We start from the raw sequence: 15,935 nt of genomic DNA on the forward strand, positions 1-15,935 counted from the left end.
GGGGAGAGCGTTTCATGCGTCGAGTGGTGCGTTTCGGATTGATGGGGCTGCTGGCATTGGGAGCCGCCGCGCCGGCCGCGGCCAGGGGGCCGGACATGGATGCCGCGGTGAAGGCGGCGATGGCCGAGACCGGGGCGAAGGGCGTCGCGGTCGCGCTGATCGACAAGGGCAAGGTCGTCTCGGTGAAGACCTGGGGCGATCGCAACGCCAAGGGCGATCCGCTGACGCCCGACACGATCATGTACGGCGCGTCGCTGACCAAGGCGGTGTTCGGCTATCTGGTCACCCAGCTGGCGGAAGAGAAGAAGCTCGATCTCGACGCGCCGATCGCGGCGATGCTGCCCAGGCCGATCCCCGACTACGGCAATCTCGATGCCTATGGGCATTGGGGCGACCTGGCCGGCGATGCGCGCTGGCGGAAGGTGACGCCGCGCCACGTGCTCAACCACGCCACCGGTTTCGCCAATTTCGCGGTGCTCGAGCCCGATGGCAAGCTGCGCTTCCACTTCGATCCGGGCAGCAATTACGGCTATTCGGGCGAGGGCATCTCGCTGCTCCAGTTCGGGGTGGAGAAGGGGCTGGGGCTGAGCGTGGAGGCCGAGCTGCAGCGCCGCTTCTTCCAGCCGCTGGGCATGACGCGGACCAGCCTGATCTGGCAGGACAGCTTCGGCACCAATTTGGCGGACGGCTGGGACGAGAACGGCAAGACCGAGCCGCATGACGACCGCAGCCGGGTGCGCGCGGCGGGATCGATGGACACGACGATCCACGACCTGGCGATCCTGGCGGCGGCGATGGTGCGCGGCCAGGGCCTGTCACCGAAGTGGCGCGCCGAATATGTGCGCGGCACCCAGAAGATCCCGAGCCGGACGCAGTTCCCGACGCTGAACAACCCGGCCAAGCCGGGCGAGGGAACGCGCGCGAAGGCGGCGCTGGGCGTGATCGCCTTTACCGGGCCGCAGGGCGCGGGCTGGCTGAAGGGCGGGCATAACGAGGTGACCGCGAACACTTTGGTCTGCCTGGAGAAGGGCCAGCGCTGCGTGCTGATCCTGGGCAATGACGTGCGGATCGAGAAGGCCTTCCCGAAGCTGGTGAAGGCGGCGCTGGGCGATACCGGCGTGCCCTATGCCTGGGAATATGGCTTCAAGGACTGAGGCCGGAGGGTTGCGGCAGCCGGTGGCGCGCCGGCTGCCGCCTTCGCGCGACCCTCAGGGTTTGCCCAGCGCCGAGGACAGGTCGAATTCGGTGAGCGGCTTGCCGTAATAGTCGCGCACGACCAGGCGCACGGGCTTCACGTCGAACGGCATCGGATAGACATAGGTCAGCGGGGCGGTGCCGTCCTTCTCCAGATAGACGCTGGTCGTCATCCGGTCCGTGCCGTCGCGGCCATAGCCATTGCCGTCATGCTTGTAGGACTGGCCGTCCGAGCCGATGAGGGTCCAGCTGTTATAGTTGTTCCAGATGCTGCGCCGGATCGTCTGGTCGTTGCGCATCGTCAGCGTCACTTCGACTGCGCCCGAGCGCTGGCGGCGGACGGCGTCGAGCCGGGTGAGGAAATAGCCGGTGTTGCGGAAATCGCCGGTGACGCTTGCCGACGTCGCGGCCGGGGCGGGCGTCGGTGCCGGAGCCGGCGTCGGCGTTGGGGCCGGAGCAGGTGCCGGTGTGTCCTTCGTGGTCGCGGTGCCCGTCTTTCCCGTCGATGCCGGTGCCGGCGCCTTTCGCCGCGGCTGCACGGGGATATCGACACTGGTCGCGGCCTGCGCCTTGAGCAGCAGGCCCTGCTTGGGCTGGGCCAGTTCCTTGATCGTGATCGAGCTGACCATTTCCTGCTGGGCGCGCGGCAGGTCGAACGAAGGCGTGACGACGACTTCCTTGAGCGCCGCGACCGGAGAACTCGGCGCATAGACGATCTGCTTCGCGACGGTCCTGGTCGCGGCGCCGGCGCCGCTGTTGAGGGCGAACTCGAAGACGGACTGCGGCGGAAGCGACATCACCGTCTTGTTCTTCGCGGTGATGCTCACCGTCATGCTGGTGGGCGTCTTGTACTGCAGTTCGCTGACCCGCACGGTCCAGCGGCCCAGGCTGAAGAACCCCTGGTCGTTGAACTTGATGGGATCGCCGCTGGTATCGGGCGGCGGGGTATCGGCCGGCGGAGGGGTCTGCGTTGGCGTTGGGGTCGCGCCCGGCGGCGCCGGCAGGTCGACGACGGCGTTCGCCTGGCTTGCCGGGAAGAGCGGGCCCCGGATCCTGTCGATCGTGGTGACCTTGACCGATTTTAGCTTGGCCCGGTCCGCCGCGGGCAGGCGGAAGGACGCGTAGACGACCACTTCCTCGCCCGTCTTGACCTGCGGGGGAAGGGAGGAGCCGGGCATGGTCGTCCGCGCGAAATCGGCCTTGGGATTGCCGGTGGAAGGCGGGCGTGGGGCGCCGGCGGACAGGATGTCGTAGCTCAGCCCCGTCGCCTCATGGCTGCTCGCGCCGTTCAGGCTGAGCTGGAACGAACCGCTGGCGGTCTGCGGCAGGGGCGAAGCGTTCTTCGCGGCGATGGCGACGATGACGTTCGGGGTCTTCCCGTCGTCTTCCGGGCTATAGTAGACGCCGGCCTTGCGCAGCAGCCATCTGCCGAGCGTCTGCGGCTGCGCGCTGGCGAGGGTGAAGCCGGCAAGCGTGGCCTCGGGTGGCGGGGCCGGCGTCGGGTTCGGGTCCGATCCTGGCCCCGGATTGTTGGAGCCGCCGCCAGCCTCCTTCACCAGAAGCCGTATGCGGGGAAGGCCGTGGTCTGCCTGGAACTCGCTTGTGTAGCTGCTTGCCCATTGCCGCGGCGTGACCTCCGCGCTCACCAGCAGCGCCCGGCCGTTATAGGTCGCGCTGATTTCGTATTTGTCGGGCCGCAGGCCGCTTATGACATGGCCCTCGCCGCCCGTGTAACGCGCAGTGCGCGTGATCGGGGTGCCGCCGCCCACGGGTTTCGCCGTGACGACGACCTTGGACAGGTCCAGTGTTTCATAGGTCTGGGCAATGACGTTGATCACGCCGCCCAGGCCATAGTCGCTCAGCCGATCCGGGTTTCCCCGCAGCTCGACGAAGCGGAGCTGGAAGTTGCGGGTCGCGCCGGTGGCGCTGCTGAACTCCTCGCTGGTTTCGGGCAGCAGCTCGAACCGCCAGCCCCGATAGACGGCATAGGCATAGCCGGACCACTTGCCCTTTGGCTGGGTGACGGCAACGCGGTAATAGCCCTTGTCGTCGGTGGTGGTTGCCTTGTTGCTCTGGTTGTTGGTGCCGCCGCCGTCGGACGTGTAATAGGCCGAGACCTCGGCATTGGGGATGCCCTGGCCGTTCTCGTCGGTGACGCGGCCCTGCATATAGGTGTCTTCCTGCGCGGCGGCATCGACCGCCACCACGCAGGCCAGGGCCGCGAGGGAGACCGAGGCGGTCCGAACAAATCCCACCTGATACATGCTTACTCTCGCCACAGAAGATTTGAGCGGGACGCTGCTCCCGTGGCGACGGGCGGGACAGTAATAAGCGATGAAAGCGGAGCGTCGCGATGCGGGGCCCGCGGCGGCGCTAGCGGGCTGGCTCCGCCCGGCTCTGCAGATAGGCGATGATGTCCGCGCGATCGAGCGGATCGGAGACGCCCGAGAATTGCATGGTCGTGCCGGGGACGCGCCCGGCGGGATTGGCGATCCAGGCGTCGAGCGTCTGCGCGTCCCATGTGCCGCCGGTATCGCGCAGCGCCGCCGAATAGCCGAAGCGCTGGCTGTTTCGCCCCATCGGCCGGCCATAGACGCCGTAGAGATTGGGGCCGCCAAGGTCGGGCGCGCCCGGGTTGATCCGGTGGCATGCCGCGCACCGCCCGAACTTGCGCGCGCCGATCTCGGCATCGGCTACCTTGAGCAGCGCCTCGAGCGACGGGTTGGGCCCGGCCTTTCGCAGCCGCGCGTCATGCTGGTCGCCCGAGCATCCGGCGAGGAGGGCGGTGGCGATCAGGGCACCGGCGGAAGCGACGCGCGCGAACATGGCGCGGAGCTAGGGGCTCCCGCGCCCGGTTCCCATGGGACGAATTGTCCGGGTGGTCAGGCGCCGGCGGCGGTGAGCCTGTCGAGCTGCGCCTTGCCGAGCGTGACGTTCCAGCTGCCGACCAGCTCCTCGGCCTGGGCGACCGAGGTGGCGCTGGCGATCGGGGCGGTGACGCCGGGCTGGGCGGCGAGCCAGGCCAGGGCGATCTGGGCGAGGGTGGCGCCGGTCTCGGCGGAGATTTCGTCCAGCGCGGCGAGCATGGCCGGGCCCTTGCCCTCCATGAACGCGGTCATCCGGCCGCCACGCACCGATTTGCCGAGATCGGCTTCGGAACGGTACTTGCCGGTGAGATAACCCGAGGCGAGCCCGTAATAGGGCACGCAGCCGATATTATACTCGACGCACAGGTCCTGCAGCTCGCCTTCGTATTTGTGGCGGCTGAGCAGGTGATATTCGTTCTGCAGCGCGCGGTAGTGCGGCAACCCCTCGCGCGTGGCGATGTCGAGCGCGGACTTGAGGCGCATCGCGTGGAAGTTCGACGCGGCGATCGCCTGGACCTTGCCGGCCTGGATCAGCTTGTCGAACGCGGCGAGGACTTCCTCCTGCGGCACGTCCTCATCGTCCTGGTGCGCGAAATAGAGATCGATCGTCTCGACGCCGAGCCGCTTGAGGCTGGCGTCGCAGGCCGCGGCGATGCGCGCCGGGGCGAGCTTGGTGCCGCCCTCGCCATCGAGCATGCCGACCTTGGTGGCGACCTTGACCTTGCCCTGCTTGCCCGAGCCCTTCAGCCACTCGCCGATGATCGCCTCGGACTCGCCGCCCTGATGGCCGGGGACCCAGGCGGAATAGACATCGGCGGTGTCGACCAGCGTGCCGCCGGCCTCGGCGAAGCAGTCGAGGATCGCGAAGCTCGTCGCCTTGTCCGCAGTCCAGCCGAAGACGTTGCCGCCGAGGATCAGCGAAGGCGTCTGGATCCCGCTGGCGCCGAGGTCGCGAAGGGTTGTCATTGCTGGTTTCCGGTGCTGGCGTTGATGTCGGTCGCGGCCGCCGCCGCATCGAGGTCGCGCGACTGGCTGGCGCTCAACCCGCCATGGCCGTCATCGGAGCCGTCGCCGCCGCAGGCCGCAAGTGCGAGGAGCAGGAGGAGCGGGGCGAGACGCATGGCTTATTCGTCGCCCGAGCCTTCGTCGCCCGAACCGGCAGCGCCCGCGGCATTGCCGACCGGGACGGCCTGGTCGTAGTTGCTCTCGGCAGCGCCGAAGGCAGCGTTTTCGGCGGCGTTCACGTCGCCCACGGCTTCGCCCATCGTATTGCTGTCGCCGGCGACCGATTCATTGGCCTCGGCGGCCTCGTTCTTCGCGCTCTTGCCGCATGCCGAGAGGCCGAGCAGCGCGACCGCCGCGAGCGGGAGGAAGATCTTGCGCATGACGGGGACCCTTTTGCCGGAAAATTGCTCGCGCCAAGGGCTAACGGGGGCTGGACTCGCGTGCAAGGCGCATGCGATGCGTTGACCCCATATAAAGATATCTTTATATGTCTAACTGCCATGCAGCAGGCCCTCGCCATCTTCCGTGCCCTTGCCGATTCGACGCGGCTGCGCATCCTTGCGCTCGTCCGCTCGATGGAGCTGAGCGTGGGCGAGCTGGCGCAGGTACTCGGGCAGAGCCAGCCGCGCGTCAGCCGGCACGTGAAGATCCTGTGCGACGCCGGGCTGCTCGAGCGGCGCAAGGAAGGCAGCTGGGTGTTCGTCGGCCTGGGCGCCGATGCCAAGGTGGCGCCGGTGCTCGCGGCGCTCGACCAGTGGAGCGAAGCCGATCACTGGATGGTCGCCGACGAGGCGCGCCTCGCGGCGGTGCGCGCCGACCGGGCGAGCGCGGCGGCCGAATGGTTCGAGAGCAATGCCGGCGAATGGGACGCGATCCGCTCGCTCCATGTCGCGGAGAGCGAAGTCGAGGCCGCGATGGCCCGGGCGCTGGGGGACGGCGAGATCGGCTATCTGGTCGATATCGGCACCGGGACCGGGCGGATGCTCGAGTTGTTCGCGCCGCGTGCCGAGCGGGCGCTGGGTATCGACCGTTCCTCCGAGATGCTGCGGCTTGCCCGCGCCAAGCTTTCCGAGCAGGGACTGGCCAATGCCGAGCTGCGCCAGGCCGATCTCTATGCGCTGCCGATCCAGGATGGCGGCGCCGATCTCGCTATATTGCATCATGTGCTCCACTTCGCGCAGCAGCCCGGTGCGGCGATCGGCGAGGCGGCGCGCGTGCTGGCCCCCGGCGGCCGGCTGCTGATCGCCGATTTCGCGCCGCATGAGCGCGAGGAACTGCGCAGCAAGGACGCGCATACGCGCCTCGGCTTCTCGGACGAGCAGGTGCTCGGCTGGTTCGAGGCGCATGGGCTCGCTCCGATCCAGGTGGAAACGCTGGTGGGCGGCGAGCTGACGGTGAAATTGTGGCTCGGTCGCAAGACCGGGCAGGTGAATGAAAAGGTGAGGGCCGCATGACTATCCTGGACCCGCTGGCGGCGCCGCTCTTCGCGGATGTGGCGGGCGATATCGACGTGAGCTTCGAATTCTTCCCGCCCAAGACGGAGAAGATGGAGGAGACTTTGTGGGAGTCGATCGAGACGCTGAGCCCGCTTGGGCCGCGTTTCGTCAGCGTGACCTATGGCGCCGGCGGCACGACCCGCGAGCGCACCCACAACACGGTGGCGCGGATCGCGCGCGAGACCGGCATCCCGGCAGCGGCGCACCTCACCTGCGTGGAAGCGACGAAGGAAGAGATCGACCAGGTCGCCCAGGAATATTGGGCGGCGGGCGTGCGCCACATCGTGGCGCTGCGCGGCGATCCGCCGCGGGCGGGCGAGAAGTACCAGACCCATCCGGGCGGCTATGAGAATGCGGCGGACCTGGTGGCGGGGCTGCGCAAGCTGCATCCGTTCGAGATCTCGGTCGCGGCCTATCCCGAATGCCATCCGGATTCGCCCAATCCGACCGCGGACATCGAGAATTTGAAGCGCAAGATCGACGCCGGCGCCAACCGCGCGATCACCCAGTTCTTCTTCGAGCCCGACACCTTCTTCCGCTTCCGCGACGATGCGGCCAAGGCCGGCATCGACGCGGAGATCGTGCCGGGGATCATGCCGGTGATGAGCTTCGCCAGCGTGGTGCGCATGGCGGCGATGTGCGGCACCGAAGTGCCCGGCTGGATGGAGCGGCTGTTCGAGGGGCTCGACGAGCATCCGGCGGCGCGCCAGCTCGTCTCGGCGACGCTGGCGGCGGAGCTGTGCCGCAAGCTCTATGCCGGCGGGGTGCGCCAGTTCCACTTCTACACGCTGAACCGTGCGGAGCTGAGCTACGCGATCTGCCATCTGCTGGGCGTGCGGCCGAAGGTCGGCGCCGAGATTGTGGCGGCCTGAGCCGCATATAACCACCCGTCATGCTGAACTTGTTTCAGCATCCAACGCGCAACGGGCGATGGATTCGCGGGTGGAGAGTTGGACCCTGAAACAAGTTCAGGGTGACGAGGAATTTGGACGATGACTGCACGCGAGAAACTGCTGGCCGAGGCCGCCAAGCGCATCCTGATCACCGACGGGGCGTTCGGCACCGAGATCCAGAACTGGAAGCTCGACGAGGCCGCCTATGCCGGCGATCTCGGGCTGAGCCATGACCAGAAGGGCAACAACGACATTCTCGCGCTGACCAAGCCCGAGGTGCCGGCGAGCATCCACCGCGCCTATTTCGAGGCGGGGGCGGACATTGCCGAGACCAACACCTTCTCGGCCAACCGGATCAGCCAGGCCGATTACGGTGCCGAGCATCTGGTGCGCGAGATCAATGTCGAGAGCGCCAAGCTCGCGCGCAGCATCGCCGACGAATTCGAGGCGAAGGATGGCCGTCCGCGCTTCGTCGCCGGCGCGCTGGGGCCGACCAACAAGACGCTGTCGCTGAGCCCGGACGTCAACGATCCCGGCTATCGCGAGATCGACTTCGATTACCTCAAGGACGTGTACCGCGAGCAGATCGACGCGCTGGTCGAAGGCGGCGTCGACTTCATCCTGATCGAGACGGTGTTCGACACGCTCAACGCCAAGGCCGGGGTGATGGCGGCGATCGAAGCGGGCAATGACCTGGGCCGCGACCTGCCGATCATGCTGTCGATGACGCTGACCGATCTTTCGGGGCGCAACCTGTCGGGCCACACCGTCGAGGCGTTCTGGCATGCGGTGCGGCATGCGAAGCCGCTGACGATCGGGCTCAACTGCTCGTTCGGCGCCGAGCAGCTGCGCCCGCATGTGAAGACGCTGTCGGGCATCTGCGACACGCTGATCATGGTCTATCCCAATGCCGGCCTGCCCAACGAGCTCGGCGCCTATGACGAGGCGCCGGTGACCACCGCCGGGCTGGTCAAGGAATGGGCCGATGCGGGGCAGGTCAATGTGCTGGGCGGCTGCTGCGGCTCGACGCCGGCACATATCAAGGCGATCGCCGATGCCGTGGCCGGGCTGCCGGCGCGGCCGATCCCCCAGGTCGCGGTGCGCACCCGGCTGGCCGGGCTCGAGCCGTTCACGATGGCGGCGGCCTAGCCGTCACCCCGGTGAAGGGTCCCATCAAAGTACTACTTTGATGGGGGCCCGATTGCCGGGGCCTCGCAGTTTTATAGCGTGCGCATGCGGCACGAGATCCCGGCTTTCGCCGGGATGACGATTGGAAGAACAGAATGACCACCGCCTCCTCCACCAACTTCGTCAATATCGGCGAGCGCACCAACGTCACCGGATCGGCGCGGTTCAAGAAGCTGATCATGGCCGGCGACTATGCCGCCGCCGTGGAAGTCGCGCTGCAGCAGGTGGAAGCCGGCGCGCAGGTGCTCGACGTCAACATGGACGAGGGCCTGCTCGACGCGTTCGAGGCGATGACCACCTTCCTCAAGCTGATCGCCGCCGAGCCCGACATCGCGCGCATCCCGGTGATGGTCGACAGCTCCAAGTGGGACGTGATCGAGGCGGGCCTCAAGTGCGTGTCGGGCAAGCCGATCGTCAACTCGATCAGCATGAAGGAAGGCGAGGCGCAGTTCCTCGAGCATGCCCGCAAGTGCATGCAATATGGCGCGGCCGTGGTCGTCATGGCGTTCGACGAGACCGGCCAGGCCGACACCCAGGCGCGCAAGGTCGAGATCTGCGAGCGCGCCTACAAGCTGCTGGTCGGCATCGGCTTCCCGCCCGAGGACATCATCTTCGATCCCAATGTGTTCGCGGTGGCGACGGGCATCGAGGAGCATAACAACTACGGCGTCGATTTCATCGAGGCGTGCCGCGAGATCAAGGCGCGCTGCCCGCATTGCCATATCTCGGGCGGCCTCTCGAACCTGAGCTTCTCGTTCCGCGGCAACGAGCCGGTGCGCAAGGCGATGCACTCGGTGTTCCTCTACCACGCGATCCCCGCGGGCATGGACATGGCGATCGTCAATGCCGGCCAGCTCGACGTCTATGACCAGATCGAGCCGGAACTGCGCACCGCCTGCGAGGACGTGATCCTCAACCGCGACCCCGAGGCGGGCGACCGCCTCGTCGCGCTCGCCGAGAAGTTCCGCGGCACCGATGCGACGGCCGAGAAGCAGGCGGCGGAATGGCGCGGCTGGCCGGTCGAGAAGCGGCTCGAGCATGCGCTGGTCAAGGGCATCGACGCGCATGTCGTCGAGGATACCGAGGAATGCCGCGCCGCGCTGATGGGCAGCGGCGGCCGCCCGATCCAGGTGATCGAAGGCCCGCTGATGGACGGCATGAACGTGGTCGGCGACCTGTTCGGATCGGGCAAGATGTTCCTGCCGCAGGTGGTGAAGTCCGCCCGCGTGATGAAGAAGGCGGTCGCGCACCTGATGCCGTTCATCGAGGCGGAGAAGGAAGCCGGCTCCAAGGCCAAGGGCCGGGTGATCATGGCGACCGTTAAGGGCGACGTGCATGATATCGGCAAGAACATCGTCGGCGTCGTCCTGCAGTGCAACGGCTTCGAAGTGATCGACATGGGCGTGATGGTGCCCTGGTCGGACATCCTCAAGGCCGCGAACGAGAATGACGCGGACATGATCGGCCTCAGCGGCCTGATCACGCCTTCGCTGGACGAGATGGTGACCGTCGCCGAGGAGATGCAGCGCGCGCAGATGACGATGCCGCTGCTGATCGGCGGCGCGACCACCAGCCGCGTCCATACCGCGCTGCGCATCGAGCCGGCGTATACGGGCCCGGTGGTGCATGTGCTCGACGCGTCGCGTGCGGTCGGCGTGGCGACGGCGCTCGTCTCGGAGACGCAGCGCGACGACTATGTCGCCAAGGTCGCGGCCGAATATGAGCAGGTGCGTGCAGCACGCGCCGGGCGCGGGCAGAGCGAGCTGCTGCCGCTGGAGAAGGCGCGCGACAACGCCTTCGAGGCGGACATGACCCTCAAGCCGGGCAAACCGCGCATGCCGGGCGTTCACACGTTCGACGACTGGGACCTGAAGGATCTGCGCGAGTATATCGACTGGACGCCGTTCTTCCGCGCCTGGGAGCTGGCGGGCAATTATCCGGCGATCCTGACCGACGAGATTGTCGGCGAGAGCGCGTCCAGCCTGTTCGCCGACGCCCAGAAGATGCTCGACACGATCATCGCCGAGAAGTGGCTGACCGCGCGCGGCGTCGCCGGGCTGTGGCCGTGCCGCCGCAAGGGCGACGACATCATCGTCCATATCGGCGACGAGGAGCATGTTACCCTGCCGATGCTGCGCCAGCAGATCGCCAAGCGCGAGGGCCGGGCGAACATGTGCCTGGCCGACTTCATCGACACCCAGGGCGACTGGATCGGCGGCTTCGCGGTCTCGATCCACGGCATCGAGCCGCATCTCGCGCGCTTCAAGAACGCGATCGACGATTATTCGGACATCCTGCTCAAGGCGCTGGCCGACCGCCTGGCCGAGGCGTTCGCGGAGCGACTGCACCAGTTCACCCGCACGTCGCTATGGGGCTATGCCGAGGGCGAGCAGCTCGACAATGCCGCGCTGATCAAGGAAGAATATCGCGGCATCCGCCCGGCGCCGGGCTATCCGGCCTGCCCCGAGCACAGCCTCAAGCCGATCCTGTTCAAGATGCTCGATGCGCATCACCGCACCGGCATCTCGCTGACCGAGAGCTTCGCGATGCTGCCGACCGCGGCGGTTTCCGGCTTCTATTTCGGGCATCCCCAGGCCGAATATTTCGGCGTGGCGCGGATCGGCCAGGACCAGGTGCAGGACTATGCTGTGCGGCGCGGCATCGATCTCGACCTGGCGACGCGCTACCTGCGGCCGAACCTCGATTGAGGCCCGGCCGCGGGCACGCGGATCAGGGCTGGGTATAGCTGCCCTTGGTCCAGCCCGAGGTGCCGGGGTCGGCGCAATATTCGGTCGTGGTGTCGTTGCCCGTCACATAGAGGCGGATGTGCTGCCCGGCCGAGTCCGCCCAGGTGATGGCCGATGCCTGCTGGCCCGGGAAGCTGGCGCCGGTGACCCAGCCATTGCCGTCGTTGCAGCGCTCGGTGATCGTGTAGTTGTCGCTCGAATAGACGCGGATGTGCAGCGCGTGGTTGCCGTCGAACCAGCTGATCGCGCAGGTGCTGACCGGAAAGCTTGGATTATCGGCCATCGGAGTTCCCCCTCTTTGCAACGCGTCCCGATGACGCGCGGCGGGAAGCTTCCTTCTCGCCTGGGCCGGCGCAACCGGCATTGGGTCCGGATCGGTGCGGTGGCGGATCGATCTGGATAAGTTCGGGATCGTCAGGCATCTGCTAGCGTTGAGCGTCCAATCCCGTGCCGGAGCCTGCATGACCGACAGCCGACAAGCGAAAACCTCGGTCGCAAAACAGCTTGGGCCCGGCCTGATCACCGGCGCGGCGGACGACGATCCCAGCGGCATCGCCACCTATTCCCAGGCCGGCGCGCAGTTCGGCTATGGGCTGATGTGGACGATGGTGCTCACCTATCCGCTGATGTCGGCGGTGCAGCTGGTGAGCGCGCATATCGGGCGGGTGACGGGGCAGGGGCTGGCCGCGAACATGCGCGGATTCCTGCCGAACTGGCTGCTGAGCCTGCTCGTCACCATCCTGTTCATCGCCAACACGATCAACATCGGCGCCGATATCGCCGCGATGGGCGATGCCGCGCAGATGGTGGCCGGCTGGGGCAACCATTGGTTCACGGTCTTCTTCGCGCTGGCCAGCCTGCTCCTGCAGGCGTTCGTGCCCTATCACCGCTATGCGCGGGTGCTGAAATGGCTGACCCTGTCGCTGTTCGCCTATGTCGCGGTGGTGCTCGCGGTGCAGGTCGACTGGACCGCGGCGGCACGCGGCCTGGTGGTGCCGCGCATCGACGGACCCGATGCCATCGCGACGATCGTGGCGCTCTTCGGCACGACGATCAGCCCCTATCTCTTCTTCTGGCAGGCGGCGCAGGAAGTGGAGGAAGTCGAGGACCATGACGGCGCCCGCCCACTGGTCGATGCGCCGGAGCAGGCGCCGGACGAGATCAGGCGGATGCGGGTCGATACATTCGTCGGCATGGCCTTTTCCAACCTGATCGCGCTGGCGATCATCACAGCGACCGCCGCGACGCTGCATGTGCAGGGAATCTCCCAGATCAACACGGCGACCGACGCCGCCCAGGCATTGAAGCCGGTCGCCGGCAATTTCGCCTTCGCGTTGTTCGCGGTGGGAATCATCGGCACCGGGCTGCTCGCGGTGCCGGTGCTCGCCGGATCGGCCGGCTTCGCGGTGAGCAATGCGCGCGGCTGGCGCTGCGGGCTGGAGCACAAGGTCAAGGACGCGCCCGGCTTCTACGGCGTAATCGCGCTGTCGATCCTGCTCGGCGTCTTCCTCGACTGGTCCGGCATCCCACCAATGCAGGCGCTGTTCTGGAGCGCGGTGGTCAACGGCTTCGCGGCCGTTCCGATCATGGCGGTGATGATGGTGATCGCCACCCGGCGCAGCGTTATGGGCGAGTTCCGCATCCATGGCCCGCTGCTCGTCTTCGGCTGGGCGGCGACGATCGTGATGGGTGCGGCGGCGGTGGCGATGCTGGTCTGGCAATAAGTCCCCGAGCCGCTAAGCTTCGCCGAAAGGCAGGTGAGGGGCATATGGCAGAGGGCGCAGCGGAGCCGAGCGGCAAGGACATCCGGCTGGTGATCGGCGCATCGTCGCTGGGCACCATCTTCGAATGGTATGACTTCTTCATCTGGGGCACGCTGACCGCCACCGGCATCCTGCAGCATACCTTCTTTCCCGCGGGCAACGACGTGCTGGCGAGCCTGCTCGCCTGGGCGGCATTCGCTGTCGGCTTCGGTTTCCGGCCGCTGGGCGCGGTGCTGTTCGGCTATCTCGGCGACAGGATGGGGCGGAAATACACCTTCCTCGTCACCATCACCGTGATGGGCCTGGCGACCGCCGGCATCGGGCTGGTGCCGGGCTATGCCGAGATCGGCGTGGCGGCGCCGGTGCTGATCCTGATCATGCGGGTGGCGCAGGGGCTGGCGCTGGGCGGCGAATATGGCGGCGCGGCGATCTATGTCGCCGAGCATTCGCCGGGCGGGCGGGCCGGCTTCCATACCAGCTTCATCCAGGCAAGCGTGGTCGGCGGCTTCATCCTGAGCCTGGCGGTGGTGCTCGCGTTCAAGACGCCGATGCCCGCCGCGACCTGGGAGGCCTGGGGCTGGCGACTGCCCTTCCTCTTCTCGATCCTGCTGCTCGCGGTGTCGCTCTACATGCGCCTCAAGCTTTCCGAGAGCCCGGTGTTCAAGGCGATGAAGGAGGCCGGCGAGACGGCGAGCAACCCGTTCCTCGAGAGCTTCACCTATCCGGGAAACCTGCCGCGCCTGTTCGTCGCGCTGTTCGGCATCGCGGCCGGGCTGACGGTGATCTGGTACACTTCGATGTTCTCGGTGCTGTCGTTCCTCACCGGGCCGATGCGGATGGACCCGACCACGGCGCAGCTGATCTGCGGCGGATCGGCACTGGTCGGCTGCGGGTTCTTCATCCTGTTCGGGCATCTCTCCGACCGGATCGGGCGCAAGAAGCCGATCGTGATCGGCTATGCGCTGACTTTGGTGCTGCTCTTCCCGCTGTTCTGGGTGATCGGCAATGCGGCCAATCCGGGATTGGCGGAATCGGCCCGGCACGCGCCGGTGATCGTGCGCGGGCCCAATTGCAAATATGATCCCTTCGCCGCGAAGCAGATCGATCCGTGCGCGCAGGTGCTCGATCATCTTTCGAAGAAGGGGGTGCCCTACAAGACCCAGCGCGCCGATGCGGTGGTGGTGACGGTGGACAGCGTGCCGGTGGCGGATGCCAACCCGGCGGGGCTCGACGCGGCGCTGGCCGAGGCGGGCTACCGGCTCGAGCGGGTCAGGCCTTCGATCGGCAACATCGCGGTGATCGTGCTGGCGATGCTGGGGCTGATGGCGCTGGCCGGCGCGACCTATGGCCCGGTGGCGGCGCTGCTCAGCGAGATGTTCCCGAGCCGCATCCGCTATTCGTCGATGTCGATCCCCTATCATCTCGGCACCGGCTATTTCGGTGGCTTCCTGCCTTTCATCAGCCAGTATATCGTTGCGCGCACCGGCGATCCCTATGCCGGGCTCTGGTACACGATGGCGGTGGTGGCGATGGCGCTGCTGGTCACCGCCCTGGGGCTGACCGAGACGGTGCAGCCGCGGAAGCACGGGCACGCAAGGCACTGAGGGCATAGCCTCCCTCCGCAACGGCCATTGCGGGGGTGGGGCGCAGGGCCTAACCGCTGGAAACATGACTGCACCCCTGCGCCTGCGGCTGGACAGCGCCGCGCTCGTTTCCAACTGGCGGCACATGGCGAAGCTGAGCGGCAATGCCGCTTGCGGCGCCGCGATCAAGGCCAATGGCTATGGGCTGGGATCGCGCGCGGTGGCCGAGCGGCTGGCGGCGGCGGGATGCCGCGACTTCTTCGTCGCCACCTGGGCCGAGGCGGAGGCGCTCGCCGATCTGGGGCTGAGCGTGTCGGTGCTGCATGGGCTGCGCGCCGAGGATCCGCTCGATGCGACCTATGCCCGGCCGGTGCTGGCCACACCCGAGCAGGTCCGGCGCTGGAGGCCGACCGGGCGGCCGTGCGACGTGATGGTCGATACCGGCATGAACCGGCTCGGTGTCTCGCCAGAAGAGGTTGGTGCGGGCCTGCTCGACGGGCTGGTGATCGAGACTCTGCTCAGCCATCTCGTCTCGGCCGACGAGGATGTACCGCTCAACGCAAAGCAGCTCGCGGCGTTCGGTGCGCTCAGGGGGCGGACCCCGGCAAAGCGGATGAGCCTAGCCAATTCGGCGGGCATCGCGCTGGGCAGCGACTATGCCTTCGACCTGACCCGGCCGGGCATCGCGCTGTATGGCGGCCGGCAGCGCAGCGGGCATGACGCGATCCGTCAGGTCGCGACGCCCGAGGCGCAGATCCTCCAGCGGCGGCTGGTGCGGGCGGGCCAGAGCGTGGGCTACAACGCCACCTGGATCGCCGAGCGCGACACCGAGGTGGCGACGCTCAACCTGGGCTATGCCGATGGCTATCTGCGCTGCTTCTCGAGCAAGGGCCTGGCATCAGCGGGCGGAGTGACGCTGCCGCTGATCGGGCGCGTCTCGATGGACCTGACGGCGCTGGACGTGAGCGCGCTGCCTTCGCTCAGGGAAGGCGACTGGGTGACGATGTCCTATGCGCTGCCCGAGACGGCGGCGCTGAGCGGGCTCTCGCAATATGAGCTGCTGACCGGGCTCGGCCCGCGCTACGACCGGATCTGGGCATAAGAAAAGGGGGGGGGGGGGGGGGGGGGGGGGGGGGGGGGGGGGGGGGGGGGGGGGGGGGGGGGAGAGGGGGGGGGGGGGGGGGGGGGGGGGGGGGGGG

At 67.5% G+C, this 15,935-nt stretch carries 14 protein-coding genes; 8 read left to right on the plus strand and 6 right to left on the minus strand.

What is annotated here, in order from left to right; genetic code table 11:
• Nucleotides 1–14 precede the first annotated feature (14 nt).
• Nucleotides 15–1,154 (plus strand): serine hydrolase domain-containing protein, encoded by a 1,140-nt coding sequence (locus tag AAHM44_RS17050; RefSeq protein ID WP_269572924.1) that lies wholly within the window; start codon nucleotides 15–17, stop codon nucleotides 1,152–1,154.
• Between the two features lie 54 nt (nucleotides 1,155–1,208).
• Here AAHM44_RS17050 and AAHM44_RS17055 read toward each other — a convergent pair whose 3' ends face one another.
• The 5 genes from AAHM44_RS17055 to AAHM44_RS17075 all read right to left on the minus strand — a co-directional run bounded on the left by AAHM44_RS17055 (nucleotide 1,209) and on the right by AAHM44_RS17075 (nucleotide 5,446).
• Nucleotides 1,209–3,449, minus strand: coding sequence for a carboxypeptidase-like regulatory domain-containing protein (locus AAHM44_RS17055; protein ID WP_342250732.1), 2,241 nt, complete (start codon nucleotides 3,447–3,449; stop codon nucleotides 1,209–1,211).
• Nucleotides 3,450–3,567: 118 nt separating this feature from the next.
• Nucleotides 3,568–4,020: a c-type cytochrome gene (locus tag AAHM44_RS17060; protein WP_342250733.1), complete on the minus strand. Its 453-nt coding sequence runs from the start codon at nucleotides 4,018–4,020 to the stop codon at nucleotides 3,568–3,570.
• Nucleotides 4,021–4,076: 56 nt separating this feature from the next.
• A complete protein-coding gene (locus AAHM44_RS17065; protein ID WP_269572921.1) occupies nucleotides 4,077–5,027 on the minus strand; it encodes an aldo/keto reductase in 951 nt (316 codons plus the stop codon).
• Nucleotides 5,024–5,182 (minus strand): hypothetical protein, encoded by a 159-nt coding sequence (locus AAHM44_RS17070; RefSeq protein ID WP_269572920.1) that lies wholly within the window; start codon nucleotides 5,180–5,182, stop codon nucleotides 5,024–5,026. Before AAHM44_RS17070 ends, AAHM44_RS17065 begins: the two co-directional genes overlap by 4 nt.
• 3 nt (nucleotides 5,183–5,185) lie before the next feature.
• Nucleotides 5,186–5,446: a hypothetical protein gene (locus AAHM44_RS17075; RefSeq protein WP_269572919.1), complete on the minus strand. Its 261-nt coding sequence runs from the start codon at nucleotides 5,444–5,446 to the stop codon at nucleotides 5,186–5,188.
• Nucleotides 5,447–5,566: 120 nt separating this feature from the next.
• Between AAHM44_RS17075 and AAHM44_RS17080 the strand changes: the two genes are divergently transcribed.
• The 4 genes from AAHM44_RS17080 to metH all read left to right on the plus strand — a co-directional run bounded on the left by AAHM44_RS17080 (nucleotide 5,567) and on the right by metH (nucleotide 11,351).
• Nucleotides 5,567–6,520 (plus strand): ArsR/SmtB family transcription factor, encoded by a 954-nt coding sequence (locus tag AAHM44_RS17080; RefSeq protein ID WP_184164612.1) that lies wholly within the window; start codon nucleotides 5,567–5,569, stop codon nucleotides 6,518–6,520.
• Nucleotides 6,517–7,434, plus strand: coding sequence for a methylenetetrahydrofolate reductase (gene metF / locus AAHM44_RS17085; RefSeq protein ID WP_269572918.1), 918 nt, complete (start codon nucleotides 6,517–6,519; stop codon nucleotides 7,432–7,434). The genes AAHM44_RS17080 and metF overlap by 4 nt, the downstream gene beginning before the upstream one ends.
• Nucleotides 7,435–7,554: 120 nt before the next feature.
• Nucleotides 7,555–8,604 (plus strand): homocysteine S-methyltransferase family protein, encoded by a 1,050-nt coding sequence (locus AAHM44_RS17090; protein ID WP_269572917.1) that lies wholly within the window; start codon nucleotides 7,555–7,557, stop codon nucleotides 8,602–8,604.
• Between the two features lie 134 nt (nucleotides 8,605–8,738).
• The gene (metH, locus tag AAHM44_RS17095) at nucleotides 8,739–11,351 is read left to right on the plus strand and encodes a methionine synthase (RefSeq protein WP_342250734.1); all 2,613 of its coding nucleotides are present in this window, start codon (nucleotides 8,739–8,741) and stop codon (nucleotides 11,349–11,351) included.
• 22 nt (nucleotides 11,352–11,373) lie between these two features.
• Here metH and AAHM44_RS17100 read toward each other — a convergent pair whose 3' ends face one another.
• Nucleotides 11,374–11,673, minus strand: a complete 300-nt coding sequence (locus AAHM44_RS17100) for a hypothetical protein (RefSeq protein ID WP_269572915.1) — start codon at nucleotides 11,671–11,673, stop codon at nucleotides 11,374–11,376.
• 178 nt (nucleotides 11,674–11,851) lie between these two features.
• Between AAHM44_RS17100 and AAHM44_RS17105 the strand changes: the two genes are divergently transcribed.
• The 3 genes from AAHM44_RS17105 (at nucleotide 11,852) to AAHM44_RS17115 (ending at nucleotide 15,838) form a co-directional block, all read left to right on the plus strand.
• Nucleotides 11,852–13,114 (plus strand): NRAMP family divalent metal transporter, encoded by a 1,263-nt coding sequence (locus tag AAHM44_RS17105; RefSeq protein WP_342250735.1) that lies wholly within the window; start codon nucleotides 11,852–11,854, stop codon nucleotides 13,112–13,114.
• Between the two features lie 44 nt (nucleotides 13,115–13,158).
• Nucleotides 13,159–14,757 (plus strand): MFS transporter, encoded by a 1,599-nt coding sequence (locus AAHM44_RS17110; RefSeq protein ID WP_342250736.1) that lies wholly within the window; start codon nucleotides 13,159–13,161, stop codon nucleotides 14,755–14,757.
• A 64-nt stretch (nucleotides 14,758–14,821) separates the two neighbouring features.
• Nucleotides 14,822–15,838 (plus strand): alanine racemase, encoded by a 1,017-nt coding sequence (locus AAHM44_RS17115; RefSeq protein WP_342250737.1) that lies wholly within the window; start codon nucleotides 14,822–14,824, stop codon nucleotides 15,836–15,838.
• Nucleotides 15,839–15,935 lie beyond the last annotated feature (97 nt).

Origin of the sequence: Sphingomonas sp. OTU376, assembly GCF_038440415.1 — a bacterium.
In the GTDB taxonomy this organism is placed as follows: Bacteria; Pseudomonadota; Alphaproteobacteria; order Sphingomonadales; family Sphingomonadaceae; genus Sphingomonas; species Sphingomonas kyeonggiensis_A.